Source organism: Duganella sp. sic0402 (genome assembly GCF_019219065.1).
In the GTDB taxonomy this organism is placed as follows: Bacteria; Pseudomonadota; Gammaproteobacteria; order Burkholderiales; family Burkholderiaceae_D; genus Rugamonas.
In genome coordinates this window covers 37,035-61,335 of the sequence record NZ_JAHUWK010000007.1, presented here as the reverse complement: position 1 = coordinate 61,335, position 24,301 = coordinate 37,035, and the positions used below count along the sequence as shown (strand labels likewise).

27 protein-coding genes are annotated in these 24,301 nt (G+C 62.2%); 16 read left to right on the top strand and 11 right to left on the bottom strand.

The genetic code is table 11. From position 1 onward, the window contains the following. The first annotated feature begins 123 nt into the window (after positions 1–123). Positions 124–510 carry a hypothetical protein gene (locus KW842_RS17435; RefSeq protein WP_218305381.1) on the top strand — a complete coding sequence of 129 codons (387 nt, stop codon included), beginning with the start codon at positions 124–126 and terminating at the stop codon, positions 508–510. A gap of 11 nt (positions 511–521) precedes the next feature. After that, positions 522–788, top strand: coding sequence for a DUF3079 domain-containing protein (locus tag KW842_RS17430; RefSeq protein ID WP_218305380.1), 267 nt, complete (start codon positions 522–524; stop codon positions 786–788). On the opposite strand, the gene KW842_RS17425 is transcribed toward KW842_RS17430, so the two are convergent. The 6 genes from KW842_RS17425 to KW842_RS17400 all read right to left on the bottom strand — a co-directional run bounded on the left by KW842_RS17425 (position 679) and on the right by KW842_RS17400 (position 6,570). Beyond that, a complete protein-coding gene (locus KW842_RS17425; protein ID WP_218305379.1) occupies positions 679–1,335 on the bottom strand; it encodes a carbonic anhydrase in 657 nt (218 codons plus the stop codon). The two genes, KW842_RS17430 and KW842_RS17425, sit on opposite strands and share 110 nt — an antisense overlap. Continuing rightward, on the bottom strand, positions 1,322–2,005 hold the full coding sequence (locus KW842_RS17420) for a Crp/Fnr family transcriptional regulator (protein ID WP_218305378.1): 684 nt from the start codon (positions 2,003–2,005) through the stop codon (positions 1,322–1,324). Before KW842_RS17420 ends, KW842_RS17425 begins: the two co-directional genes overlap by 14 nt. Before the next feature lie 7 nt (positions 2,006–2,012). Continuing rightward, on the bottom strand, positions 2,013–3,425 hold the full coding sequence (gene hemN / locus KW842_RS17415; protein WP_218305377.1) for an oxygen-independent coproporphyrinogen III oxidase: 1,413 nt from the start codon (positions 3,423–3,425) through the stop codon (positions 2,013–2,015). Positions 3,426–3,438: 13 nt separating this feature from the next. Continuing rightward, positions 3,439–4,824: a NarK family nitrate/nitrite MFS transporter gene (locus tag KW842_RS17410; protein WP_218305376.1), complete on the bottom strand. Its 1,386-nt coding sequence runs from the start codon at positions 4,822–4,824 to the stop codon at positions 3,439–3,441. A 15-nt stretch (positions 4,825–4,839) separates the two neighbouring features. After that, positions 4,840–5,985 (bottom strand): nitrate/nitrite transporter, encoded by a 1,146-nt coding sequence (locus tag KW842_RS17405; RefSeq protein WP_229223778.1) that lies wholly within the window; start codon positions 5,983–5,985, stop codon positions 4,840–4,842. 183 nt (positions 5,986–6,168) lie between these two features. Further along, positions 6,169–6,570: an Rrf2 family transcriptional regulator gene (locus KW842_RS17400; protein WP_218305374.1), complete on the bottom strand. Its 402-nt coding sequence runs from the start codon at positions 6,568–6,570 to the stop codon at positions 6,169–6,171. A gap of 142 nt (positions 6,571–6,712) precedes the next feature. Between KW842_RS17400 and KW842_RS17395 the strand changes: the two genes are divergently transcribed. The 8 genes from KW842_RS17395 to KW842_RS17360 all read left to right on the top strand — a co-directional run bounded on the left by KW842_RS17395 (position 6,713) and on the right by KW842_RS17360 (position 15,285). Beyond that, positions 6,713–8,980 (top strand): nitric-oxide reductase large subunit, encoded by a 2,268-nt coding sequence (locus tag KW842_RS17395; RefSeq protein ID WP_218305373.1) that lies wholly within the window; start codon positions 6,713–6,715, stop codon positions 8,978–8,980. Positions 8,981–9,028: 48 nt separating this feature from the next. Continuing rightward, entirely contained in the window at positions 9,029–9,307 is a 279-nt protein-coding gene (locus KW842_RS17390; protein ID WP_218305372.1) for a DUF2249 domain-containing protein, read from the top strand. Between the two features lie 151 nt (positions 9,308–9,458). Continuing rightward, entirely contained in the window at positions 9,459–10,730 is a 1,272-nt protein-coding gene (gene nirK, locus KW842_RS17385; protein WP_373925201.1) for a copper-containing nitrite reductase, read from the top strand. A gap of 2 nt (positions 10,731–10,732) precedes the next feature. Further along, positions 10,733–11,608 (top strand): formylglycine-generating enzyme family protein, encoded by an 876-nt coding sequence (locus tag KW842_RS17380; protein ID WP_218305370.1) that lies wholly within the window; start codon positions 10,733–10,735, stop codon positions 11,606–11,608. Continuing rightward, positions 11,605–12,267, top strand: coding sequence for an SCO family protein (locus KW842_RS17375; protein WP_229223762.1), 663 nt, complete (start codon positions 11,605–11,607; stop codon positions 12,265–12,267). The genes KW842_RS17380 and KW842_RS17375 overlap by 4 nt, the downstream gene beginning before the upstream one ends. 93 nt (positions 12,268–12,360) lie before the next feature. Then, a complete protein-coding gene (locus KW842_RS17370; RefSeq protein ID WP_218305369.1) occupies positions 12,361–14,400 on the top strand; it encodes a ribonucleoside triphosphate reductase in 2,040 nt (679 codons plus the stop codon). Next, positions 14,388–14,564: an anaerobic ribonucleoside-triphosphate reductase gene (gene nrdD / locus KW842_RS17365; RefSeq protein WP_218305368.1), complete on the top strand. Its 177-nt coding sequence runs from the start codon at positions 14,388–14,390 to the stop codon at positions 14,562–14,564. The genes KW842_RS17370 and nrdD overlap by 13 nt, the downstream gene beginning before the upstream one ends. Next, complete coding sequence (locus KW842_RS17360) at positions 14,545–15,285, top strand: anaerobic ribonucleoside-triphosphate reductase activating protein (RefSeq protein ID WP_218305367.1); 741 nt, start codon at positions 14,545–14,547, stop codon at positions 15,283–15,285. The genes nrdD and KW842_RS17360 overlap by 20 nt, the downstream gene beginning before the upstream one ends. On the opposite strand, the gene KW842_RS17355 is transcribed toward KW842_RS17360, so the two are convergent. From KW842_RS17355 to KW842_RS17345, 3 genes are read right to left on the bottom strand one after another with little or no spacing between them, the layout of a single operon-like run. Next, positions 15,251–15,745, bottom strand: a complete 495-nt coding sequence (locus KW842_RS17355; protein ID WP_218305366.1) for an SCP2 domain-containing protein — start codon at positions 15,743–15,745, stop codon at positions 15,251–15,253. The genes KW842_RS17360 and KW842_RS17355 overlap by 35 nt on opposite strands. Further along, the gene (locus KW842_RS17350) at positions 15,742–16,644 is read right to left on the bottom strand and encodes a U32 family peptidase (RefSeq protein ID WP_218305365.1); all 903 of its coding nucleotides are present in this window, start codon (positions 16,642–16,644) and stop codon (positions 15,742–15,744) included. The genes KW842_RS17355 and KW842_RS17350 overlap by 4 nt, the downstream gene beginning before the upstream one ends. 16 nt (positions 16,645–16,660) lie before the next feature. Beyond that, positions 16,661–17,680: a peptidase U32 family protein gene (locus KW842_RS17345; RefSeq protein ID WP_218305364.1), complete on the bottom strand. Its 1,020-nt coding sequence runs from the start codon at positions 17,678–17,680 to the stop codon at positions 16,661–16,663. A 131-nt stretch (positions 17,681–17,811) separates the two neighbouring features. Here KW842_RS17345 and KW842_RS17340 point away from each other — a divergent pair, with 131 nt between their 5' ends. Genes KW842_RS17340 through KW842_RS17320 form a run of 5 tightly spaced genes read left to right on the top strand, consistent with a single transcriptional unit; the run spans position 17,812 to position 20,983 of the window. Further along, positions 17,812–18,270, top strand: coding sequence for a hemerythrin domain-containing protein (locus KW842_RS17340; RefSeq protein WP_218305363.1), 459 nt, complete (start codon positions 17,812–17,814; stop codon positions 18,268–18,270). Next, positions 18,267–18,518, top strand: a complete 252-nt coding sequence (locus KW842_RS17335) for a DUF2249 domain-containing protein (protein ID WP_218305362.1) — start codon at positions 18,267–18,269, stop codon at positions 18,516–18,518. Before KW842_RS17340 ends, KW842_RS17335 begins: the two co-directional genes overlap by 4 nt. Next, positions 18,515–19,819: a permease gene (locus tag KW842_RS17330; RefSeq protein ID WP_218305361.1), complete on the top strand. Its 1,305-nt coding sequence runs from the start codon at positions 18,515–18,517 to the stop codon at positions 19,817–19,819. Before KW842_RS17335 ends, KW842_RS17330 begins: the two co-directional genes overlap by 4 nt. Next, positions 19,816–20,739 carry a PaaX family transcriptional regulator C-terminal domain-containing protein gene (locus KW842_RS17325; RefSeq protein ID WP_218305360.1) on the top strand — a complete coding sequence of 308 codons (924 nt, stop codon included), beginning with the start codon at positions 19,816–19,818 and terminating at the stop codon, positions 20,737–20,739. Before KW842_RS17330 ends, KW842_RS17325 begins: the two co-directional genes overlap by 4 nt. A 19-nt stretch (positions 20,740–20,758) precedes the next feature. Further along, on the top strand, positions 20,759–20,983 hold the full coding sequence (locus tag KW842_RS17320) for a hypothetical protein (protein WP_218305359.1): 225 nt from the start codon (positions 20,759–20,761) through the stop codon (positions 20,981–20,983). On the opposite strand, the gene KW842_RS17315 is transcribed toward KW842_RS17320, so the two are convergent. Then, positions 20,964–22,547, bottom strand: a complete 1,584-nt coding sequence (locus KW842_RS17315) for a PAS domain-containing methyl-accepting chemotaxis protein (RefSeq protein ID WP_218305358.1) — start codon at positions 22,545–22,547, stop codon at positions 20,964–20,966. The two genes, KW842_RS17320 and KW842_RS17315, sit on opposite strands and share 20 nt — an antisense overlap. A 176-nt stretch (positions 22,548–22,723) precedes the next feature. On the opposite strand from KW842_RS17315, the gene KW842_RS17310 reads away from it, so the two are divergent. Continuing rightward, entirely contained in the window at positions 22,724–23,386 is a 663-nt protein-coding gene (locus KW842_RS17310) for an alternative oxidase (protein WP_229223761.1), read from the top strand. Here the strand turns inward: KW842_RS17310 and KW842_RS17305 are convergent. Then, complete coding sequence (locus KW842_RS17305) at positions 23,352–24,299, bottom strand: AEC family transporter (protein ID WP_218305357.1); 948 nt, start codon at positions 24,297–24,299, stop codon at positions 23,352–23,354. The two genes, KW842_RS17310 and KW842_RS17305, sit on opposite strands and share 35 nt — an antisense overlap. Between the last annotated feature and the right edge of the window lie 2 nt (positions 24,300–24,301).

The following is a 24,301-nucleotide window of genomic DNA, read 5'->3' as shown; positions in this document are numbered from 1 at the left end:
ACTATTTCACGGCAAAAGAACTAGGCCATCTAGTCCTTCATGAGCATGGGCAGCGGCCGCGCGGCGCGTTATACATACGCTTGGGCCGCCGCATCGCGCGCGCCACCAAGCAAGGAGCTAGTCATGAACATCGCCACTTTTGAAGAATTGCTGATCGCCGCCGCTGTCCAGCCGGAGCAACAGCGCCTGCTGCTGACCTTTGCCGTCGCAGAGCCGGAGTCCGACGTGAGGCCCGGTCTGCGCGCCCGCACCACGCTGGTGCCGGTGATGTGCGTCGATAAGCAGGTCGCGGAACTGGACACCTTCGACAACCTGGCCGAAGAAGCCAAACGCATGGGACAGGAATGGGATGTGCTGCTGGTGACCACGCTGTCCGGCACCGCCAGCCAGCTACCGAACAGCGAACAGACCGACGCCGCGCTGCGCAAGATGATCAAAGCCATCCGCCATGGCCAGATGGAGCGCCTGCTGGCCTTCGACCGCAGCGGCGATCTGCTGCAATACGCCTGAGCGGGGCCGGCATGGCCAAGCATTTTCCAATTCGCCCGGCACGGCCGGAGCTGATCTGCTGGGGCTGCGACAAATACTGCGCCCACGACGCCATGGTCTGCGGGAATGGCGCCGACCGTACCCAGCACCCGATCGAAACCTTCGGCGAGGGCTGGGATACCTTCGGGCTTAACGCGCCGAAGTCAGAGGACACACCAGCGGAAGGAACTGCTGCTGGCGAGCCGAATACGCCATCAGCGCCCCACTCTCCAGATCAAAATACCAACCGTGAATCTTGAGTTTTCCTTCGTCGACGCGGCGCTTCAGCCACGGATAGGTCAGCAGATTGTCCAGTGACTGCAAAATGCTGGCGAGCTCGCAGGCGTGGTGCTGTTCGGCGTGATCCCGGTGCGCCAGCTCGCGCTTGACGCGCGCCGCCACCGGCTCCGCAATCCGCATCCATTGGCCGACAAAGTCGGTCTCACGCTCCACTACGCGTGGCGCCGGCGACATCAGCGCACGGATGCCACCGCAGCGCGCATGCCCCAGCACGATGATGCGATCCACTTCCAGGTCGCAGACGGCAAACTCGATGGCCGAGCTGACGCCCGGCGGTGCGCTGGGCGTACACGGCGGCACCAGGTTGGCGATATTCCGCACGATGAACATATCGCCCGGATTGCTACCGGTCAGCAGCAAGGGATCGACACGCGAGTCGCAGCAGCCAATCAGCAGCGTATGCGGATGCTGGCCGGTGCGCAGATTGCCGTACAGGTCAGGATTCTCGTTGAAATACTGCTGCTGGAAGCGGTTAAAGCCGCTGATGAATTTTTCAATATCCTGCATGATTGCGCAAAGCCTCTGTATTGATGATATTGATCTTGCGGCCTTTGAAGGTGATCAGGTTGAGCGCGCTCAGCTCCGCCAGAATGCGCGAAAAATGCTCCGGCGTCAGATTCAGGCGCGAGGCTAGCACCGCCTTGGTGACCGGCAGCGTGACTTGCGTAGCATCGGCGTCGGGCAGTTCCTTCAACAGATAGCCGATCACGCGCTGGGTGCCGGTACGCAGCGCATACGACTCCATATCGCACATCAGCGAGTGCATGCGCTGGCTCAGGCCCGCCAGCATCTTGCAGGCGAATTCCGCATCGTGATGAATCTCGCGGTAGATCACCGGCTTGGAGACGTGCAGCAGCAGCGTATCTTCGGTGGCGGTGGCCGACACGATGTACGGGCTGCCCATGAACATCAGCGCCTCGCCGAAGCTGTGGCCCGGCCCGATCAGTTCAATCACTTTCTCAATGCCGCTGATCGAGGTGAACGACAGCTTGACCTGGCCGTACAGCACCTGGTGAAAGCCGACACAGGGATCACCGCGCTGAAAAATCTGCTGGCCGCGTTCTGCCCGGACCTCGGTGGTGCCAAGCGCGATGCGGTTCAGCTCTTCAGGTCCCATCGAGTTAAACAGGGGCACCCTGGCCAGAAAGTCTTGTACCTTGATCTTGTTCTTGTCCATAACCGCCTCAAATGGTTTTCGAATAACGCGCGGGCTGCGGCCCTTCCTGCTTGGGCGCATGCAAATACTGGTCGAAAGCCATGCAGATATTCCGTATCAGCAGGCGGCCGCGCATGCTGACCTTGATGCCCTTGTCGTCCAAACTCAGCAGCCCCTCTTCTTCCAGCGCCTGCAGGCGCTCCAGCTCTTCGGCGAAATAAGCCTGCGGAGCGGCGCCTTGCGGCAGCACCAGCCCTGCGTAATCCAGCTCGAAGTCGCACATCAGGCGGCCGATCACGGTCCGGCGCAGCACATCGTCCTCATGCAGCGTGATGCCGCGCGCGATCGGCAGTTCGCCAGCGTCCAGCCGTTGGTAGTAAGCGCTCAGCACCTTTTCGTTCTGGCTGTAGCTGGCGCCGACCGCACTGATGGCCGACACGCCCAGCGCCACCATCGGCGCATCCGCGTGCGTGGAATAACCCTGGAAGTTACGTTGCAGCCGGCCTTCGCGCTGGCTGCGCGCCAGGTCGTCTTCCGGCAGCGCGAAATGGTCCATGCCGATGTAGACATAGCCGGCCGCCGTCAGCCGCTCGATACACAGGCCGAGCATGGCCAGCTTGGCTTCCGGATCCGGCAGTTCTTCGGCCTTGATCAGCCGCTGCGCCTTGAACAGCTGCGGCATGTGGGCGTAGTTGTAGACGGCGATGCGGTCGGGCCGCGCGGCCACCACCTTGTCCAAGGTAGGGCCGAAGCTCTCCACGCTTTGCAGCGGCAGGCCGTAGATCAGGTCTACGCTGATCGAGCGAAAGCCGCTGCTGCGGGCCGCCTTCAGCACATCGATGGTCTGCTCGTAGGACTGGATGCGGTTGACCGCTTTCTGCACCGCCGGATCGAAGTCCTGGATGCCCAGGCTGATGCGGTTGAAGCCCTGGCGGCGCAGCGTGGCGATGCGCTCCGGCGTCACCGTGCGCGGATCGACTTCGATGGAGAATTCGCCCGCCTCGTCCGGCGCAAAATCGAAATAGGCGCGCAGTTGGCCCAGCAAGCCGTCCATCTGCGCATCGCTCAGGTAGGTCGGCGTGCCACCGCCGAAGTGCAGCTGGTCGACCTTGCGGCGCTCGCCCAGCACCTCGGCCTGCAGGGCCATTTCACGCGACAGGTAGCTCAGGTACTCGGCAGACTTGGTCTTGTCCTGCGTGATGATCTTGTTGCAGCCGCAGTAGTAGCACAGCGATTCACAGAACGGGATGTGCACATACAGCGACAATGGCACCCTTTCCCCGACCGTGTCCAGCCTTTCGACGGCGGCGCGGTACTGCGTCGCGCCGAACTCGCCGGTAAAGCGGTCAGCGGTGGGGTACGAGGTATAGCGCGGCCCCATCTTGTTTAATTTACGCACCAGCGCGGCGTCAAATTCGACGGATGGGATCAGCGGTATCATGATATTTCTCCGGTTAGCAAGGCATGGCTGCGTTTTTGCGGGCGTAGCACCACCAGGTGATGGCAATACAGCTAGCGTAGAAAGCGATGAAGCCCCACAGCGCGGCGTCCACGCTGCCGGTCAGCGCAATCGAGGTGCCGTAGCTTTTCGGGATGAAGAAGGCGCCATACGCCGCCACCGCCGAAGTAAAGCCCAGCACGGCGGCGCTTTCCTTGTTCGCATCGACAATCGCTTGTTGCTGCATGGCTTCCGGCTGGCCCGCCACCGCGCGCTGACGCTCGGTCATGAAGATGATCGGGATCATGCGGAAGGTCGAGGCATTGCCGATGCCGGTGCCGGCAAACAGCACCATGAACATCCAGAAGAAGCCATTGAAGCTGCCGGCAGCCTCGCCGTGCGGCAGGAAGGCGATCACGCCATACACGGCGGCGATCATGCCCACGAAGGTCCACAGCGTGACGCGCGCACCACCCAGTTTGTCGGCGATGACGCCGCCCGCAACCCGGAACAAGGCGCCCACCAGCGGGCCGAGGAAGGCGAATTTCAGCGCGTTCACGTCGGGGAACTGGGTTTTGATCAGCAGCGGGAACGCCGCCGAGTAGCCGATGAAGGAGCCGAAGGTGCCGGTGTAGAGCCAGCACATCAGCCAGTTGTGCTTGCGCTTGAAGATCACCGCCTGGTCGGCGAACGAGGCCTTGGCCGAGGCCAGGTCGTTCATGCCGAACCACGCCAGCAGGCTGCTGACGATGATGAACGGCACCCAGATAAAGCCGGCATTTTGCAACCACAAGGTGGTGGTGGTCCCAGACTTGACGGCGCTTTGCGGCTCGCCGCCAATGGCGCCGAACACGCCGGCGGTAATCACCAGCGGCACCACGAACTGCACGGCCGACACGCCCAGGTTGCCCAGGCCGGCGTTCATGCCCAGCGCATAGCCCTTCTGCGCTTTCGGGAAGAAGAAGCTGATGTTGGCCATCGACGAGGCGAAGTTGCCGCCGCCGAAGCCGCACAGCAGCGCCAGAATCAGCATGGTCGGATAACCGGTGTTGATGTCCTGCACCGCGAAGCCGATGCCCACTGCGGGTATCAGCAGCGAGGCGGTCGAAATCGTGGTCCATTTGCGGCCGCCGAAGATCGGCACCATGAACGAATAAAAGATGCGCAGTGTCGCGCCCGAAAGGCCGGGCAGCGCGGTCAGCCAGAACAACTGGTTGGTGCTGTATTTGAAGCCGATGGCCGGCAGATTGACTACCACCACGCTCCATACCATCCAGATCGCGAAGGCCAGCGCCAGCGCGGGGATCGAGATCCACAGGTTGCGGTTGGCGGTGGACTTGCCCCCGCTGCCCCAGAACGCGGAACTCTCTGGCTCCCACGTATTGATCATATACTTGCTCATAAGGTTCTCCTTATCTTATTTGGTCGATTGTGGGCGGAACGAGAAGTGCATCCACACCAGCGATACGCACACGGTGCCGTACAACAGCATGAAGGCGCTGGAACGGATGCCGGTCAGGTCCAGCAAGGCGCCGAACATAATCGGCAGCACAAAGCCGCCCAGGCCGCCGGCCAGGCCCACCACGCCGGAGACGGCGCCGATGTTGTCACTGAAGTCATCGGCGATGAATTTGAAGACCGAGGCTTTACCCACCGCCATGGCGGTGCCGACGATGAACAGCAGCGCGGTGAACAGCCATGGCGACAGCGCCAGGTCGAGGTGCAGCGGGCCGTTGGTGGTCTGGATGATCATCGCTGTTTGTGGATACGACAACAGGAAGAAGCACACCCAGCACACCCACATCACCCACCAGGTGACCTTGTAGGCGCCATGACGGTCCGAGATCCAGCCGCCAACCGCGCGCAGCACGCCGCCCGGCAGCGAGAAGCAGGCGGCCAGCAAGGCGGCCAGGCGCAGGTCAAAGCCATATTCGCCCACGTAGTACTTGGTCATCCACAGCGCCAGACCGACATAGCCGCCAAACACCACCGAGTAGTACTGGCAGTAGCGCCATACGCGGCGATCCTTCAGCACTTTCAGCTGCTCGCTGAAGGACACGGCGGAACTGGTCTGGTGCGATGGGTCAGTCGCCGAAAACACCCAGAACAGGATCGCCGTCACCAGCATCGCAACCGCGTAGACGGTCGGCAGCGCTTGCCAGCCCCAGGCCGCGATGATGGCCGGTGCGACAAACTTGGTCAGTGCCGAACCGGAGTTGCCAGCGCCGAAGATGCCCATGGCCAGCCCGCGGCGCTCTTTGGCGAACCAGCGCGCCACATATGGCGTGCCGACCGAGAACGAGCCGCCGGCCAGGCCGACGAACAGGCCAAGCACCAGGAACTGCCAGTATTCGGTGGCGTGGCCGATCAGCGCGATCGCCGGCACGGTGGCCAGCATCAGCAGGAAGAACACGATGCGGCCACCGTATTTGTCGCACCAGATGCCCAGCGGGACGCGCACCAGCGAGCCGCTCAGCACCGGCATGGCGGCCAGCAGGCCGAATTCGGTTTCATTCAGTCCCAGCATCTTCTTGATCGGGATGCCCAGCACCGCAAACATCATCCAGATCGCGAAGCAGATCGTAAACGCGAAAGTACTACTCACGAGTACCGTAGTTGCCTTGTTAGCCTTGTTATTGTTTGACACTTTGCCTCTCCTGATTACACATGGGGGATGACATCAGGGTACGCTGCGGCGCAACATCCGAACATCGGCATGACGTATATCCCGACTAGGTCGAAAGAACTAGGCACGGGCAAGATCGGCCAGCGTGACCTTGTCCAGCGTGGCCAAAAATGCATCAGTGGCCTTCCCCAGCACGTCCTCCACACGGCAGTGGCCCGCGTAGCGGCAGGTGGCGTGTTCAGCGTCGAAGCAATCCGCGATATAGAAATCCGGCTCGCTGTCGCGCACCACATGGCCGACGCGAATCTCGCGCGCCGGCCGGGCCAGCATGATGCCGCCGTTACGCCCTCGCACCGTGCGGATCACGCCGGTCTGTCCAAGCCGGTACACCACCTTGGTCAGATGGTGCTGGGAGATGCCATGCGCTTCGGCGATTTCTGCCACGGTGGACAGGCGCGCCTGCTGGCGCGCCAGATAAATCAGCGTGCGCAATGTGTAGTCGGTAAAGGTGGTCAATCGCATGGAAGCCATTATTCATGAGGGCCTTTTGCGCGGGCATAACCTGGATCAAGAAATAACAACTATTTTGTATGCTTGTTTAAAACTCGCGCCTAGAATTCGGGCTGTCGATCCTGACAAGCCTACAAAAAAAAGGAACCATGCCATGCACGCTACACGCAAGCTCTGGACCTGGCTCGCCGTCATCTGCGTACTCTCCTTCGCCGTTCTGGGTTGGGTGGGCGCGCAAATCTACCAGACCGCGCCACCCATCCCCAAACAAGTCATCAGCGCCGATAACGAGGTGCTCTTCAGCGAAGGCCAGGTTGACCGTGGCCAGCAAGCCTGGCTCTCCGCCGGCGGCCAGCAGCTCGGTTCTGTCTGGGGCCACGGCAGCTACCTGGCGCCCGACTGGTCGGCCGACTGGCTGCACCGCGAAGCGCTGGAACTGCGCCAGATCTGGGCCCAGCGCGATCACGGCGCCAACTTCGATGACCTGAACAAGTCGCAGCAGGCCGCGCTGAACGCGCGTCTGAAGGAGGAAATGCGCCGCAATACCTATAACGCCAGCACCGGCGCCATCACCCTGTCGGCCGACCGCGCCGCCGCCGTGCGCGCCGTCGCCAGGCACTACACCGACCTGTTCGGCGATGCAAAAAGCCTGGACCAGCTGCGCGAACAATATGCGATGACCGCCAACTCCGTGCCAGATGCGGACGACCTGCGTGCACTGCCTGCATTTATCTTCTGGTCGTCGTGGGCCGCAGCTGCCGACCGTCCGGGCGAAACGGATTTGAGCTACACCAGCAACTGGCCGCATGAACCGCTGATCGACAACCGCCCGACTGCGGAAGCCGGCATCTGGTCGATCGCCAGCGTGATCCTGATGATCGGCGCGATCGCCGCCATGGTCATGGCCCACTCGGCCGCCAAGGAAGAAGAAGATCCCGAACCACCGAAGGCAGATCCACTGTTCAGCCTCAAAGCCACGCCATCGATGCAGGCAACCAAGAAGTACTTCTTCGTGGTGATCGGCCTGATCCTGGCGCAGGTTGGCATGGGCGTCATCACCGCGCACTATGCGGTGGAAGGCAACAGCTTCTTCGGCTACCCGCTGGCGGAAATCCTGCCGTTCGTGGTCAGCCGCACCATCCACACCCAGTTCGCCGTGCTGTGGATTGCCACCGCCTGGCTGGCCACCGGCCTGTATATCGCGCCGGCCATCTCCGGCCACGAGCCGCGCTTCCAGAAACTCGGCGTGAATGTGCTGTTCTACGCGCTGCTGTTCATCGTGGTTGGTTCCACCGCCATGGGCTGGATCGGCTCCCTGCAACACAAGGGCACCGCCTTCGCCTTCTGGCTGGGTAATCAGGGCCTGGAGTTCACCAGCATGGGCCGTATCTGGCAAATCCTGCTATTCGTCGGCCTGCTGTTCTGGGTCACCCTGCTGGGCCGCGCACTGTGGCCTGCGCTGAAAAATCCATCGTCCAGCCGTGGCCTGATCGTCATGGTGTTCCTGTCGGCGCTGTGCATCGGCGGCTTCTACGCCACCTCGCTGACCTGGGGCCGCCATAGCCACTACTCGATGATCGAATACTGGCGCTGGTGGCTGGTCCACCTGTGGGTCGAGGGCTTCTTCGAAGTGTTTGCCACCGCTGTCATCGCGCTGCTGTTCACCCGACTGGGCCTGATCCGCGCCGCTACCGCCAACAACGCCATTGTGCTGGAAACGATTGTGTTCCTGTTCGGCGGCATCCTGGGCACGCTGCACCATCTGTACTTCACCGGCACGCCAACCTTCGTCATCGCGATTGGCGCCATGTTCTCGGCGCTGGAAGTGGTGCCGCTGTCGCTGATCGGTATCGAGGCATGGCGCAACTATCAGCGCTCGAAAGCGGCGCCATGGGTCAGCAGCTATCGCTGGTCGATCCTGTGCTTCATCGCCGTAGGCTTCTGGAACACCGTGGGTGCCGGCCTGCTGGGCTTCTCGATCAACACTCCGATCGCGCTGTACTACATGCAAGGCCTGAACATGACAGCAGCCCACGGCCATGCCGCGCTGTTTGGTGTGTACGGCATGCTGGGCATCGGCCTGCTGCTGTTCTGCCTGCGTGGCCTGAGCAGCCGCCTGGCCTGGTCCGACGCCCTGCTGCATCCTATGTTCTGGTGCCTGAACATTGGCCTGGCGATGATGGTGTTCATCTCGCTGGTCCCTGCCGGCATCTATCAAGCCTGGGGCAGCATCACTCACGGCATGTGGTTTGCCCGTTCGCCTGAGCTGATCCACTCCAAGTTCATGGAAACGCTGGTCTGGATGCGCGTTCCGGGTGACGTGGTATTCGCTGTCGGCACACTGTTCCTGGCGCTGTTTGCCTGGCGCCTGATGGCGGCCCGTAAAGAAAGCAGTCCTGCCACTGTTGCAGATCACGCTTGATTTCAAGGCGGCCTCGGGGCCGCCTTTTTTCTGATTAGGAGTTTTGACATGCCTCACGATTGCTCGACGCCCACGGCCCAGGCAGGCGTCTATCCCTTTGACGCGCGCGGTGTCGCCAAGCGCTTCCGTCATGCCGCCATCTTCGGCGCGCTGGAAGCCCTGCATCCAGGCGAAACCATGCGCTTCTGTAACGACCATGATCCGCTGCCTTTACTGGCGCAGATCCAGCATCGCTATGGCCCGTACTTCCGCGCTACCTATATTTCACGCACGGTAGGACAGGTCATTATCGATTTCCTCGCAGTTGAGGATGAAACACCGCAGTAAAACACTAACAACAAACCAGAAGGTGATTGAGATGAAAACGCAATTCAAGCTTGCCGCCGCCAGCGTTACTGCTGCGCTGCTCGTCGTATCCCAAAGTTTCGCCGCGCCAGAACTTCCTGTCATCACACAGGAATTGCTTGCACCGCCGTTGATGCCGCCTCAGATAACCCGCAAGACCCCCGCCAAGGTGGTGGTCAATCTGACTGTCGAGGAGGTCGAGCGCGAAATTGCGCCCGGTACGAAATACACCTTCTGGACCTTTGGCGGTACGGTGCCGGGCAAGATGATCCGCGTCCGCGAAGGCGACACGGTGGAGCTGAACCTGCAAAACCTGCCGGACAACAAACTGCCGCACAATATCGATCTGCACGCCGTGACCGGCCCCGGTGGCGGCGCGGCGCAAACGCTGATCGCACCGGGCAATGAAGCCCGCTTCACCTTCAAGGCGCTGAATCCGGGCCTGTATGTGTACCACTGCGCCACCGCGCCGGTCGGTATGCACGTCGCCAACGGCATGTACGGCATGATACTGGTCGAGCCGAAGGAGGGCATGTCCAAGGTCGACAAGGAATACTACGTGATGCAGGGTGACTTCTACACCACCGGCGCCTACCGTGCGCCTGGCCTGCAAGCGTTCGACCAGCAAAAGGCCATCGATGAGAAGCCAACCTATGTGCTGTTCAACGGCGCGGACGGCGCACTGACCGGCGCCAACGCGCTGACCGCCAAGACCAATGAGAAGGTGCGCATGTTCTTCGGCGTCGGCGGTCCTAACATCACCTCCAGCTTCCACATCATCGGCGCGATCTTCGATAAGGTGTACTTCGAGGGCGGCACCAAGTTCCAGGAGCAGGTGCAAACCACCATGGTGCCGGCCGGCGGTTCGGCCATCGTCGAATTCACGCCCAAAGTACCGGGCAACCTGACGCTGGTGGACCACTCGCTGACCCGTGCTTTCAACAAGGGCGCGATCGGCCTGCTGTCGGTCAGCGGTCCTGACAACTACAGCATCTACGGCAAGGGCATCAAGAAACCGCTGCCTGGCGCCAAGGCTGCGGTAGCACCGGCAAAGGCGCCGGTGGTGCCGGTGGTCGCCGGTGAACAGGCGCGTGGCAAAGCCGTGTATGACAACACCTGCGCCGTCTGCCATCAGGACAAGGGCCAGGGCGTTGCCGGCGTGTTCCCGCCCTTGGCCAAGTCGGACTACTTCAAAGAGCGTCCATACGAGATGGCCAATATCGTGCTGCACGGCCGCACCGGTGAAATCGTCGTCAATGGTGAGCACTACAACGGCGTCATGCCGGCGCAGGAGCTCAATGATGAAGACGTGGCAGCGGTGATCAACTATGTCAGCGTGGCGATGAACGACGGCAAACCGGTGGTCACGCCGACCCAGGTGGCCGAAATGCGCAAAGCGAGGTAGCCATGAAAGCGCCGATATTTGCGCTGTCCGTCGTAGTCGCGTGCAGCGTGACTGCCAGTGGGGCCGCCAGCAATAGCGGCGGCGCCGTCCAGCAGCGCAATGTCGGCGCCCGCCTCGACGCCGCCCTGGCCGATGTCTGCACCGCTCCCCGGCCAGCCGCCGGGGCCGCTGCGGAGTATCGCGCCATCGCCGGTGGTCCGTTGCGCAGCGTGCTGCCGGCGGACGGCGTGGCGGCTGATGCGCAGGTGGCTCCCTACCAGCTGCGCAGCCGTCTCGTTACCAACCGCGAATTCAAGGCCTTCCTGCAAGCGTCGCCTTCCTGGCAACGTGGGCAGGCGCCGGCCTTGTTCACGGCCCCAGGCTACTTGTCCGCCATCGACAACGCTGACGACGAAGCCCCGGTCATCCAGGTCAGCTGGTATGCCGCGCAAGCCTACTGCGCGTCAGAAAACGCCAGACTCCCCCGCTGGTATGAATGGGAATTCGCCGCCAAGGCAGACGCCACGCAAGCCGATGCGCGCGATGACGACGCCTGGCTTTCCAACATCCTGCGCTGGTACGCCGACGCAGGAAAAACGCCTTCCGGCCGCGTAGCTTCCACTCCCGCCAACTACTACGGCGTGCATGACATGCACGGCCTGGTGTGGGAATGGGTGGAAGACTACAGCGGCCTTTTCGTCAACGCCGACAGCCGCTCCAGCGGCGAGAAGAAACAGCTCGACTATTGCGGCGGCGCCGCCGTCTCGCTACAGGACCGGCGCAACTATGCAGTCCTGATGCGCCTCGCCCTGCTCTCCGCCATGGAAGCACGCCAGGGTGGCGCCAACCTCGGATTCCGCTGCGCGCGCGACTCCACCGATCAAGGAGCTTCAAAATGAAACGCACCGCCATCACGCTTGCCATGCTTGCCGCACTGCTGACGTTCGGGCAGGCCGGCGCGCAAAGCCACGATCACGCCGGCCCCACCACGCATGCACAAGCCGCGCCAACAGCAATCGCAACCGGCGCCTGGGCGCCCGCCGCATCCAGCATCGCCATCCCCGCCAACTCGGTCTACCAGGCGCCAACGCCACTGACCGACGCGGCCGGCCAGCGCTTCGTACTGAAAGACCTGGCGGGCGCACCGCTGCTGGTCACCATGTTCTACGGAGACTGCCACTCGGCCTGTCCGGTGGTGATCGAAACGCTGAAGCGCACCGTCAGCGCGCTGGGCCCGGACGGCAAACGCCTGCGCATCCTGCTGATCAGCCTTGATCCCAAGCGCGACACGCCCAAGTCGCTCGGCATGATGGCCGAGATGCAGAAGCTCGACCCGGCGCAATACCGGCTGGCGGTCGCCGGCAATGACACCGGCACGCGCATGCTGGCTGCCGCGCTGGACATCCGCTACCGCCCGCTGGACAACGGTGAAATCAGCCACACCACCCGCATCGCCTTGCTGAATGCGGACGGCAGCGTGCGCGCCGACAGCAGCAAGCTGACGGTCGAGCCGGACCAGGAATTCGTCCGGCAAATCGCCAGCGCGCTAAAAAGATAAGCCAGATCAAGAAAACTACAGATAGGGCTAACCCTCGATAAAAACACCATATATAGTGGACTTACGATCAAATCAACTAGATATGGGGCCAGCATGGAAGGACTATTTCACAGCACGATCATCAAGCGCGACGGGGGCGAGCAGCCATTCAACCTGGTGAAGATTGAAAGCGCCCTGTTGCGCGCCGGCCGCGCCAGCGAAGAATTCGACGCCCTCAAGGCCAACCAGCTGACCGAAGCCGTGCTGCTCCAGCTATCCACGCTGCCGCAAAGCGACAAGCTGACGGTGGAGCTGGTGCAGGACACCGTCGAAAAGGTGTTGTACGAGGCCGGCTTCCGCCACACGCTGCGCGCCTATGTGGTCTATCGCGAGCAGCATGCCACGCTGCGCCAGGACAAGCACTCGCTGGTCGACGTGGCCTCCTCCATCAATGAATACCTGGAACGCCAGGACTGGCGCGTCAACGCCAACGCCAACCAGGGCTATTCGCTGGGCGGCCTGATACTCAACGTCTCCGGCAAAGTCATCGCCAACTACTGGCTGAACCACGTCTATCCGCCGGAAGTGGGCCAGGCCCACCGCGACGCCGACATGCATATCCACGATCTCGACATGCTGGCCGGCTATTGCGCCGGCTGGTCGCTGCGCACGCTGCTGAACGAAGGCCTGAACGGCGTACCGGGCAAGGTCGAATCCAGCCCGCCACGGCATATGTCCAGCGCCATCGGCCAGATCGTCAACTTCCTCGGCACCTTGCAAAACGAATGGGCCGGCGCGCAAGCCTTCAGTTCCTTCGATACTTATATGGCGCCCTTCATCCGCAAGGACAAGCTGCGCTACGACGAAGTGAAGCAGTACATGCAGGAGCTGATCTACAACCTCAACGTGCCGTCGCGCTGGGGCACCCAGACGCCGTTCACCAATCTGACCTTCGACTGGGTGTGCCCGGAAGACCTGCGCGAGCAGATTCCCTATATCGCCGGTGAAGAACAGCCGTTCTCCTACGGCGAGCTGCAGGACGAGATGGACATGATCAACCGCGCCTACATCGAGATCATGATGACGGGCGACGCCAAGGGCCGCGCCTTTACCTTCCCCATCCCGACCTACAACATCACTGAAGATTTTGCGTGGGAGAGTCCGAACGCCGAACTGCTGTTTGAGATGACCGCCCGCTACGGCCTGCCCTACTTCCAGAACTTCATCAACTCGGAACTGAAGCCGAACATGATACGCTCCATGTGCTGCCGCTTGCAGCTGGACCTGCGCGAGCTGCTCAAGCGCGGCAATGGCTTGTTTGGCTCAGCCGAGCAAACCGGTTCGCTGGGCGTGGTGACCATCAACTGCGCACGCCTAGGCTACCTGCACCGCAATGACGAAGCGGGCCTGCTCGCGGCGCTGGACCGTCTGCTGGAACTGGGCCGCGACAGCCTGGAAATCAAGCGCAAAGTCATTCAGCGCCACATGGACAACGGCCTGTTCCCGTATACCAAACGCTACCTGGGCACGCTGCGCAACCACTTCTCCACGCTGGGCGTCAACGGCATCAATGAAATGGTCCGTAACTTCGACCCTGACGGCAAGCACGATATCACCACGCCATGGGGCCGCGCTTTCGCGCTGCGGCTGCTGGACCATGTGCGCGCGCGCATGGTGGAATTCCAGGAGGCTACCGGCCATATGTACAACCTGGAAGCCACGCCAGCGGAAGGCACGACCTATCGCTTCGCCAAGGAAGACAAGAAGCGCTACCCGAACATCCTGCAGGCCGGCACGCAGCAGCAGCCCTACTACACCAACTCGTCGCAGCTGCCGGTCGGCTTTACCGAAGACCCGTTCGAGGCGCTGGAACAGCAGGACGCGCTGCAACGCAAATACACCGGCGGCACCGTGCTGCACTTGTACCTGACCGAAGCGCTGTCCAGCGCCGCCGCCTGCCGCACGCTGGTGCGGCGTTCGCTGAGCCGCTTCGGCCTGCCGTACATCACCATCACGCCGACCTTCTCGATCTGCCCGAAACATGGCTACCTGAACGGCAGCCACGAGTTCTGTCCCAAATGCGACGCCGAAATCATCTCCCGCAAACAAGCCGTTCTTCAACAACCAGCAAAGGAAACGCCATGCAAAGTGTGAACCAACCAATCATTCAGCTCGACGACTCGGAACGCCAGCCTTGCGAAATCTGGACCCGCGTGATGGGCTACCACCGTCCGGTGTCGTCCTTCAATATCGGCAAGCAGGGTGAATTCCATGAACGTAAATTCTTCCGTGAGCCGCATGCGCAGTTGGGATCTTAAACAGGAAGGCCGCCAGCTACGGGTTGGCGGCTACACCCCGTTCAGCGCCACCGAATATCCCGGCCTGCTGTCGGCCGTGATATTCGTGCAGGGCTGCCCCTGGCGCTGCGGCTACTGCCAGAACACCCACCTTCAGGAACGCACGCGCGAAAGCCCGATCGCCTGGAAAGATATTCTGACCACATTGGAACGGCGCGCCGGCATGCTGGATGCGGTGGTGTTCTGCGGCGGCGAGGCCACCATGGACCCGGCCCTGCACAGCGCCATCGCCGAGGTGCGCGCCATGGGCTTCAAAATCGGCCTGGAGACGGCCTGCATTTATCCGGAACGCTTGAAAAGCGTGCTGCCGCTGGTGGATTGGATAGGCTTTGATGTCAAGACTACCTTCGCGCGCTATGCCGAAGTGACCGGTATCGCCAACAGCGGAGAGCCGGTGCGGGAAAGCGTGGCCGCCATCCTGTCCAGTGGTGTCGATTATGAATGCCGCACCACCGTGCATCCGGCGCAGTTGTCGCCGGCCCTGCTGCTGGAACTGGCACAGACGCTGGCCGGCATGGGCGTCGAGCACTATGTATTACAGGAGTTTCGCGCTACCGGTTGCGCCGATGAAGGCCTGGTGTCGAGCGCCATGCCGGGCTATCCGGGCGAGCCTCTGCTGGCCGGGATAGCACCGCTGTTCAGTAGCTTTACGGTGCGCCGCGCCGGCCAGGCAGCGCGTTAAACAAGCGCGTCACGGCCTGGCGGCCCAGCTCCGTCAGCGGCAGCTCAATCGCATCCAGCGTATTTTTCACCAGCAGGCCCAGTTCCGTATCCCCTTCCATCGACAGCCGGCGCGAGAAGAACAGCGTGTCCGGGTCTTGCTCCCGCTTGGCCAGCGCGATGAAGTCGCGCGTGCAGGCGCCGATTTCCAGATCCGGCACGCCGGCGGCGCGCAAGGCCGCAAAGCTGTCGCCGCGCCAGGTAAAGTCGAACGCCACGCCCGCATCATTGATGCGCACGCGCAGATGACTGCCGGCCAGGCCGCCACGCACATCGTCCGGCAGGTGCGGCTTCAGCACCAGGTTCAGCACCGCCACGCACAGCAGCGAGCCAGGAAAGGCAGGCAAGCGCTGGCCCAGCATGGCCAGCAAGGCCGGCAGCGGTTGCGCCGGGCCGTAGTTGTTTTGTGCTACTGGGTTCATGCTGCGGTCTCCATGCGATATTCCAGGCCAGGCTTGCCATACCAATAGCCGTTGCAGGCCTCAGACGGTAGCAACGGCGAGATGGTGTCAGCCGCCGCACGCGGCAGCAGCGCGCCGGTGCGCGCGGCGTCGAAGGCGGCGATAATTTCCTTCATATTGGTCGACTGCGGGCTGAGTCGCGCTATATCCACGCCCAGCTCGATCATCTGCTCCAGCTCCGCCACCAGGTTGTACACCAGCGCCGACTGGCTCTGGATGCCGTTCAACACCAGAAACTCCTGCTTCTCCTTGGTCTGCATCAGCATGCCGTCCGGATGGTCGATGCAGCTGAAGCGGCAATCGTCCTTCGGCAGGTTGCGGTTGCGCGCGGTGAAACAGCGCGCGGAGAACGCCAGCGGCATGCGGCCAAAGGCAAAGACCTCGGTCTGCATGCCTTGCGGACGGTTGCGCTGCATGTGCTGCAAGCCATCCCGGCTCATCTCCAGCGGCATGACCCAGCGCTTCGCACCCAGCTCATGCATCAGCGACAGCGTTGGCGGATTGTAAATATTCAGATGCGGCCCGGCGACAAAATCGCCCTGGCCGCTCAGCATATGCACCGCGCCGATATCGTTCGCTTCCACCTGGAAGCGGCCATTCGCCACGATTTTGCGCTGCGCGCCGAGATCCGCACTGGATTCAATCAACGTCAACGTCGATACCACCACCTCTTTGCCGCGTCCTTGCAGCAGTTCGGCGACGGCCAGCCAATCTGCAGCGCGCAGCTCGTGGCGGCGCGAGCACACGGTCTCGCCGAGGTAGACGATATCCACCGGGCTCTCCGCGATTTCTTCATAAAAATCCATGACCTTGGCGCGCGGCCAGTAATATAGCAGCGGCCCGAGGGCGAGTTTCAACATAACTTCTCCAGATAATTCATTTCCACGAGCGGTGATACGCGCCCAGTGTGTGCTGCTGGCCTTCCGCCAGCGTGTTCAGTTCCGACATCCAGGCCGGCTTGACCGAGTAGCGCGCCGCGTTGCGCAGGCAGTCATCCAGCGCCGCGCGCCATACGCGCGTTACCTGCGACACATAGGCCGGACTGCGCTGCCGGCCTTCGATCTTGACCGCTTTCACGCCCATCTCCAGCAGCTGCGGCAGCAGTTCCAGCGTATTCAGGCTGGTCGGCTCTTCGATGGCGTAATAGGTTTCGTCTTCGACCTCGAAGCGTCCCTTGCACAGCGTTGGATAGCTGGCGTTTTCCTGCGGCGTGTAACGGTCGATCATCACGCCGTTAAGGCGCGACTCCAGGCCGCGCGGATTCTGCTGCCAGCGCACCGCCTTGGCCGGCGAGCACACGCCGTGGGTGTTGGGCGACTCGCCGGTGACGTAGGACGACAGCTGGCAGCGCCCCTCCACCATCACGCACAGGCTGCCGAAGCCGAATACTTCGATTTCCACGTTGGTGTTCTTGACCACATGCTCGACCTGCGCCAGCGACAGCACGCGCGGCAGCACCGCGCGCTGCACGCCAAACTGCTTCTGGTAGAAGTTGATCGCTTCGGCATTGGTGGCCGAGCCTTGCACCGACAGGTGCAGGCGCAGGTTCGGGTAATGGTCGGCGGCATAGCGCATCAGGCCCGGATCGGCCAGGATGACGGCATCCACGCCAGCCTTGGCGGCGCGGTCGATGGCAGCCTGCCACAAGGCAGTGTTGTCCGGCTGCGGATAGGTGTTCAGCGCCAGCAGCACCTTGCGGCCGTGGTCATGGGCGTAGCCAATGCCGGTATTGATGGCGGCGTCGTCGAAATTCAGGCCGGCGAAGTTGCGGGCGTTGGTGGCGTCACGAAAACCGAGGTAGACGCAATCTGCGCCCAGGTCGATGGCGGCCTTCAGGGCCGGCAGGCTGCCCGCCGGGCATACCAGCTCGATGGGAGGGGATACAGGAGAATTCATCTAATTTTTCATAGCGGATAGGGCGAACGAACTGTATCGCTCCATGAACCCGAAAATCCTTGATGTGAATCAAAGAATTGGAGCTTTGTCGGGTGGGACAATGCGTTCAAGCTTAATCATGGACAAACAAGATGCAAAAGATCGCTACTTATCTCGATCAGGATCATCGCCGTTGCGACGATCAATACGCCATGGCGGAATCGGACGTCATCCTGCGCCACTGGGCCGATGCCGGCAGCCATTTCGGCGCTTTTCTGAACCTGTTTGAACGCCACCTGGAGAAAGAGGAACGCGTGCTGTTCCCGCGCCTCGACCAGGCGCTGGGCAATGGCTACGGCCCGACGGTGGTGATGCGCGCCGAGCACCGCCAGATGCGCGGCATGCTGGCCGAAATGAAAACCGCCATCACCCAGCAAGACAGCGACGCCTTTTTCGACCAGGCCGACACGCTGCGCATCCTGATGCGCCAACACAATCTGAAGGAAGAAGGCATCCTCTATCCGCAGGCCGATTTCGTGCTGGCGCAGCAGGCCGACGCGGTCGTCTCGAGCATGGCCAGCCTGGACCAGCCCGAGGAGAGCGCCGCATGAACGCCATACTGGAACACGGCTGGAGCTCGCGCCTGCTGGACGTCGGCGGCCTGGAGCCGCCAGAGCCGATGGTGCGCATCCTGGAGGCGCTGGACACGCTGGGACAGGACGAACGCCTGCGGGTGCTGATCGACCGCGAGCCGGTACCGCTGTACCGTATCCTGCTGCGCAACGGCTACCAGTACCGCACCACCGTGCAGGAAGAGCAGCGCTATGAAGTGCTGATCTGGCTGCCGCCGATCGCATGAAACCCCTCGACGCACCGCAGCGCGCGCTTTCATTCGGCGACAATCCGCCGCTGTCGCTGCCGATGCGCTTCTTTCTCAGTGCGCCGCTGTTCGCAGCGCTGGCCGCCGCCTTTCTCGCCTGGCAAGGCGAACCGGCCCTGCTCAGCCGCTGGTCGCCGCTGACCCTGGCCGTCACCCACCTGATGGTACTGGGCTGCCTGAGCATGACCATGATAGGCGCGCTGCTGCAAATGCTGCCGGTGGTGGCGGGCATCCAGGTGCCGCGCGCCACGCAGGTTGGCGCGGTGGTGCACGCCTGCCTGTGCACCGGCACGCTGGCCCTGGCCTGCGCCTTCTGGCAGGAGAGCCCGCCGCTGTTCCGCCTCGCCATGGCGCTGCTGCTGGCGGGGCTGACGCTATTCGTCGGCGCCTGCACGGTCGCCATGTGGCAGTACCACCTGCCTGGCTCGGGCGCGGTGGTGGCTGGCATCCGCCTGGCGCTGGCCGCGCTGGTACTGACCATGATCCTCGGCGGCATGCTGGCCAGCGTGTTCGCCTGGCCCGGCATGCTACACCTGCCGCTGCAGCGCATCACCAATCTGCACGCCATGTGGGGCATGCTGGGCTGGGTCGGGCTGCTGATGATCGGCGTCGCCTTTCAGGTGGTGCCAATGTTCATGCTCACCGAGCCGTATCCGAAATACCTGACCGGCTCCTACAGCACCTGGATGTTCATCCTGCTCGGTGCAGCCTCGCTGTCGAGCGGCTGGAGCGGTCCCGGCGCGGCGCTGCACCTGGCCTGCCTGGTACTGCTGGCGGCCGGCTACGCGCTGTTTGGCGGCGCCACGCTACAGCTGCTGATCCGCCGCAAACGGCCGCGCGCCGATCCGACCACGCTGCACTGGCGTACCGCCATGGCCTGCCTGCTGGCGTCGCTCGGCCTGTGGCTGTGGCCGGAGGCCGCGCCATCCAACGCCGCGCCGCTGGCACTCGGCGTGCTGCTGATCGGCGGCTTCGCCTTTTCCGCCGTCAGCGGCATGCTGTACAAGATTGTTCCATTCCTGACCTGGTATCACCTGCAAGACCTGCGGATCGCCAGCGGCCGCAAGCCGCCGACCATCAACCAGATCATTCCCGAGCGCCACGCGCAGTGGCAGTACGGCACACATGCCGCCGGCCTGCTGCTGTTGCTGGGCGCCTGCTATCAACCGGCGCTGGTACGGCCGGGCGCCGCGCTGATGTGCGCGGCCTGCCTGGGCTTGTGCTTCAACCTCGGCCGCGCCGTGTCCCACCACCTTCTTTTTGTACCCGCACAATCATGAATAGCGAATTCTATCTCGACGCCGTCCTGCGGCAGGCCAAGCCCCGCCTGAGCACCCTGCTGAAACTGATGTTCAGCGAAGCGCAGGCATTCGGACAAAAAACCCAATGGCTGGGCAGCGTGATCGCGCTGCTGGAACCGCTGGGCTTCCAGGAGCGCACCGTGCGCACCGCCCTGTTCCGCCTGGCCGAACACAAAGTCATCAAGATCGAGCGCCATGGCCGCCGCAGCCTGTGCATGCTGACGCCGGAAGCTGCTGCCTCGATCCAGTCGGTGCGCCAGCGGCTCAACATCCCGGCCGGGCGCAGCTTCGCCGAAGACTGGAGCATGCTGGTGAATTCCGGCGGCTTCAACGCCACCAGCTACGCCGCCGCGCGCAAGCAGCTGCTGGACCTGGACTACTGCATGCTGGCGCCGAATGTGCTGGCGCGCCCCTCATCCTACACGCGCGGCGTGCAGGCGGGCGAGGATCACGGCCTGGCGCTGTTTGAAGTGAGCGGCATGCAGCTGGCGGCCGCCGTGCGGCAGCCGCTGTTCGGCAAAATGGATTGGGACCTGGATACGCCAGCCGCAATGTACCAGCAATTCCAGCAGCGCTTCCTGCCGCTGCGCCAGATGCTGGGCAAGCGCGGCGCCTTCACCGACCAGCAGGCCTACGTGCTGCGGCTGCTGGTCAGCCATGGCTACCAGCATTGCCGCCGCAGCGATCCGCTGCTGCCGCAGGAGCTGTTGCCCGAGAACTGGACCGCCATGGAAGCCTATCAAACCTATGTGGCCCTGTACGCGGGCTGCGCGGCGCAAGCGCGCCGCTACATCCTGAAGATTACCGAAGCGCCTGCGCAAGAGCAGTCGGCCGGCCCTTCCGCCACGCCAGTACGTCGCCATATCGCGCGCCGCACCAGCGTTTACATGACTGCTTAAATATCACCGAAAGAGAATCATGAAACAAATGGCTAATGACTACTACGACGGACCTACCCTGAGCGTCACCATCAACCGAGAAGGCGCACGCGTGCACCGCCTGATCGATGACACCATCTATCCTACCCGTGCCAAGAAAATGAATATCCGCCGCGATCCGATGGTCGAGGCGCTGTTCGGCGCTGCCGCCGAACACCCGCCGCGCGCCACCACCGGGCGCAAGATCAAGGCCGCGCGGCGCTGATCCTTTCTGCTGCACGGGCCTCTGCGGAGGCCTGTTCAGCTATAGCTGTCTGCTTGCGGCGCGGCGTCATCGCCAGCACCCTGGATGACGGGCCGGCAGCCACCAGTTTGAACTGGCCGATCAGGCTACCCAGCTGCATGGCCTGCTGGTGCATGCGCCGCGCCGCTTCCGCAGCCTCTCCCACCACCACCGCGTTCTGCTGATTGATGGCGTCGATCTGCGCCATCGCGGTGTTGATCAGTTCTATGCCGGAGCTTTGTTCCTTGCTGGCGTTGCTGATCTCGCCCATATAGCGCTCCACCTTGCCGACCGACTGCACGATCTGCGACATGATGCGGCCGGCGTCCTCCGCCTGCCTGCTGCCGCTTTCGATTTTGCCGACCGAATTGGTGATCAGGTCCTTGATCTCATGCGCGGCCGTGGCCGAGCGCTGTGCCAGGTTGCGCACTTCGCTGGCGACCACCGCAAAGCCACGTCCCTGTTCGCCGGCGCGTGCCGCCTCCACTGCGGCGTTGAGCGCCAGGATATTGGTCTGGAAAGCGATGCTGTCGATGACGGTGATGATGTCGGCGATGCGGGTCGAACTTTGGTGGATCGCGCCCATGGTGTCGACCACCGCGCTGACAGCAGCGCCGCCCTCGCCCGCCACCCTGGCTGCGGCCAGCGCCAGGTCGTTGGCGTCGTGCGCGTTGTCGGCATTCTGGCGCACCGTGCCGGTGATCTGCTTCATCGAGGTAGCCGTCTCTTCGAGCGAGCTGGATTGCCCTTCGGCGCGCGCCGACAGATCGGCGTTGCAATGGGCGATTTCGTCGGCACCGCTATTGACCACCATGCTGGCTTCCTTGATCTGGCCGACCAGTGATTTCAGGTTGATTTGCAGGATACGCAGCGCTTGCAGCATCTCGTGGGCTTCGGTGCAGCCCCTGGCGTCGATGCGGCCGGTCAGGTCGCCGCCGCTCATGTGCTCCAGATGCTCGCGCATCTCGTCCAGCGGCGCAATCGCCGCCCTGCGCAGCACCAGCAGGCCGGCAATGGCAACCACTATATTCAAGCCTGTCACGGCGGGAAATACCCACGACACCGCCATCAAGCCGATTATCACCAGGAATATCAGATTACATTGCAGCGCTAGCGATATATTCCGCTTTTTGGTGAATTTCAGATTTTCGGTATTATAAAGACGCCATGCCGCATCGATTTGCGCACGGCTGGGTTTTACCCGCACCGAGGTATAGCCGGCGATTTTGCCATTCTCCATATATGGCGCGGCATTCGCCTCGACCCAGTAGAAATTACCGTTCTTGCAGCGGTTCTTCACCAGGCCGGTCCAGGCGCGCCCTGCCTTCAGCTCGCGCCACATGTCCTCGAAGGCTGCCTGCGGCATGTCGGGATGGCGCACGATGTTTTGCGGTGCGCCCAATAACTCATCTTCCGAGAATCCGCTGATCTTGATAAAATCCCTATTAACATAGTTAATGTTTCCTTTTAAATCAGTTTTTGAAACGATAGTCTCGGCTTCGTCCAGAATATATTCAGTGTCAGTGACAGGTAAATTTAACCGCATAATCTCTTTCAATGCTTAAGTCAGTCAGAAATTATATAGTCTCGCCGACAACAAAATTACACAAAAAGAAATAAATATTTATTCTAAGGCAATTTGACCTGGATCAATGCGACAAAGTCTTGACCTCCATCACTAAAAGATGTATTGTGATTACATGTTTAAACGAGAAGGAGAGAATGATGAAAACGACGAGCACGACAAACACCCCCGTCACACTGGATAAACACCACGCTGCGAGCAATATCTCCGACCGCATCGCGCTCGGCATCACCCTGGCGCTGCGCTTCTTCGCCGACACCTTCTTCGCCAAACGCTATGGCAACCGCGCCATCGTGCTGGAAACCGTCGCGGCAGTGCCGGGCATGGTAGGCGGCATGCTGGTACACCTGCGCTGTCTGCGCTGGATGGTCGATGATCACGGCTGGATACGCACGCTGCTGGAAGAAGCCGATAACGAACGCATGCACCTGATGACCTTCGTCGAGATCGCCAAGCCTAGCTGGTTTGAGCGGATGGTGATCCTGCTGGTGCAAGCGCTGTTCTTCATCTTCTTCTTCCTGCTGTACCTGACCACGCCGCGCACGGCGCACCGCCTGGTCGGCTACTTTGAAGAACAGGCGGTGATCAGCTACACACTGTACCTGGCCGAAATCGATGCGGGCCGCGTAGAGAATGTGCCAGCGCCGCAAATCGCCATCGACTACTGGAAGCTGCCTGTCAGCGCCAAGTTGCGTGATGTAGTGCTGGTGGTGCGCGAAGATGAGACGGGCCACCGCGATGTCAACCACCACTTCGCCAACGCGCTCAATGCAGAAGCCACATCCACCCACTCAGCGTAAAGAATGACGCCACCATGCAGATCAGCAGCGCGGTGGCGCTGCGGTCTGCTTCGCCATAGGCCTGGGCCAGGATCGGATAGATGCTCAGCATCGGCATCGCGGCCATCAGCAAGGCGGCGGCGCGCAGCTGCGGTTCCATCGGCGTGACGCCCAGCAGCGGCACGCTGGTCGCAACCAGCAGCACCGCCAGCGGATGGCCGATCAACTTCCCCATCACCAATGGCACCACGCGCTGCCAGCCGGCGCTCAGCGACAGGCCGACCAGCATGCCGCCGATCGCAAACAGCGACAAGCCGCCACTGGCTTGCGCGAACAGATTCACGCTGCGTATCACAGGCTGCGGCAGGCTCACTTCCGACAGGCTGACCGCCAGGCCGGCCGTCACGGAAATCACCAGCGGATTTTTCACCAGCCGCCGCGCCGACTGGCGTATCACCTGATGCCACGCGCCGCCGCCGCCATCGCGGCTATGCTCCGCCATCGCCAGCAGCAAAGGCAGCATCACCAGATTTTCAACGATCACATTCAGCCCCAGCGCCACGCCGGCCACCGGCGCCACCATCAGCATCAGGATCGGAAAGCCGATAAAGCTGCTGTTCGAGCAGGAGACGCCCATCGCCAGGAAAGTGCTGCGTATCATGCTCAGCCCGAGCACGCGCCGGCCAGTGAAAAAGGCCAGCGTCAGCATCAGCAGGGAGCCGAACAGATAGGCGAGCAGATACGCCGGATGCAGGATATCGCTGATATGCCGCTGCGCCAGCGCGTTGAAGATCAGTGCCGGCAGCGCAAGATTGAAGACGAATTTGCCAAACACCTGCATGTCGGTGCGGGCGAACAAGCCGCTGCGGGTTGCCGCATACCCGGCCAGCACCACAAGATAAATCGGACAGGTAATGGCGAGGATTTCAAGCATGC

Bases quoted from the DNA above. Each gene is read 5' to 3' on its own strand.
- KW842_RS17420 (WP_218305378.1), bottom strand. From the start codon at position 2,005: ATGGACAAGAACAAGATCAAGGTACAAGACTTTCTGGCCAGGGTGCCC.
- KW842_RS17410 (WP_218305376.1), bottom strand. From the start codon at position 4,824: ATGAGCAAGTATATGATCAATACGTGGGAGCCAGAGAGTTCCGCGTTC.
- KW842_RS17400 (WP_218305374.1), bottom strand. From the start codon at position 6,570: ATGCGATTGACCACCTTTACCGACTACACATTGCGCACGCTGATTTAT.
- KW842_RS17305 (WP_218305357.1), bottom strand. From the start codon at position 24,299: ATGCTTGAAATCCTCGCCATTACCTGTCCGATTTATCTTGTGGTGCTG.
- KW842_RS17375 (WP_229223762.1), top strand. From the start codon at position 11,605: ATGAAACGCACCGCCATCACGCTTGCCATGCTTGCCGCACTGCTGACG.
- KW842_RS17330 (WP_218305361.1), top strand. From the start codon at position 18,515: ATGAAACCCCTCGACGCACCGCAGCGCGCGCTTTCATTCGGCGACAAT.
- KW842_RS17345 (WP_218305364.1), bottom strand. From the start codon at position 17,680: ATGAATTCTCCTGTATCCCCTCCCATCGAGCTGGTATGCCCGGCGGGC.
- KW842_RS17430 (WP_218305380.1), top strand. From the start codon at position 522: ATGGCCAAGCATTTTCCAATTCGCCCGGCACGGCCGGAGCTGATCTGC.
- KW842_RS17360 (WP_218305367.1), top strand. From the start codon at position 14,545: ATGCGCAGTTGGGATCTTAAACAGGAAGGCCGCCAGCTACGGGTTGGC.
- nirK (WP_373925201.1), top strand. From the start codon at position 9,459: ATGCCGCCTCAGATAACCCGCAAGACCCCCGCCAAGGTGGTGGTCAAT.
- KW842_RS17355 (WP_218305366.1), bottom strand. From the start codon at position 15,745: ATGAACCCAGTAGCACAAAACAACTACGGCCCGGCGCAACCGCTGCCG.
- KW842_RS17435 (WP_218305381.1), top strand. From the start codon at position 124: ATGAACATCGCCACTTTTGAAGAATTGCTGATCGCCGCCGCTGTCCAG.
- hemN (WP_218305377.1), bottom strand. From the start codon at position 3,425: ATGATACCGCTGATCCCATCCGTCGAATTTGACGCCGCGCTGGTGCGT.
- KW842_RS17380 (WP_218305370.1), top strand. From the start codon at position 10,733: ATGAAAGCGCCGATATTTGCGCTGTCCGTCGTAGTCGCGTGCAGCGTG.
- KW842_RS17310 (WP_229223761.1), top strand. From the start codon at position 22,724: ATGATGAAAACGACGAGCACGACAAACACCCCCGTCACACTGGATAAA.
- KW842_RS17370 (WP_218305369.1), top strand. From the start codon at position 12,361: ATGGAAGGACTATTTCACAGCACGATCATCAAGCGCGACGGGGGCGAG.
- KW842_RS17340 (WP_218305363.1), top strand. From the start codon at position 17,812: ATGCAAAAGATCGCTACTTATCTCGATCAGGATCATCGCCGTTGCGAC.
- KW842_RS17320 (WP_218305359.1), top strand. From the start codon at position 20,759: ATGAAACAAATGGCTAATGACTACTACGACGGACCTACCCTGAGCGTC.
- KW842_RS17325 (WP_218305360.1), top strand. From the start codon at position 19,816: ATGAATAGCGAATTCTATCTCGACGCCGTCCTGCGGCAGGCCAAGCCC.
- KW842_RS17395 (WP_218305373.1), top strand. From the start codon at position 6,713: ATGCACGCTACACGCAAGCTCTGGACCTGGCTCGCCGTCATCTGCGTA.
- KW842_RS17315 (WP_218305358.1), bottom strand. From the start codon at position 22,547: ATGCGGTTAAATTTACCTGTCACTGACACTGAATATATTCTGGACGAA.
- KW842_RS17350 (WP_218305365.1), bottom strand. From the start codon at position 16,644: ATGTTGAAACTCGCCCTCGGGCCGCTGCTATATTACTGGCCGCGCGCC.
- KW842_RS17390 (WP_218305372.1), top strand. From the start codon at position 9,029: ATGCCTCACGATTGCTCGACGCCCACGGCCCAGGCAGGCGTCTATCCC.
- KW842_RS17405 (WP_229223778.1), bottom strand. From the start codon at position 5,985: ATGATGTTTGCGGTGCTGGGCATCCCGATCAAGAAGATGCTGGGACTG.
- KW842_RS17425 (WP_218305379.1), bottom strand. From the start codon at position 1,335: ATGCAGGATATTGAAAAATTCATCAGCGGCTTTAACCGCTTCCAGCAG.
- nrdD (WP_218305368.1), top strand. From the start codon at position 14,388: ATGCAAAGTGTGAACCAACCAATCATTCAGCTCGACGACTCGGAACGC.
- KW842_RS17335 (WP_218305362.1), top strand. From the start codon at position 18,267: ATGAACGCCATACTGGAACACGGCTGGAGCTCGCGCCTGCTGGACGTC.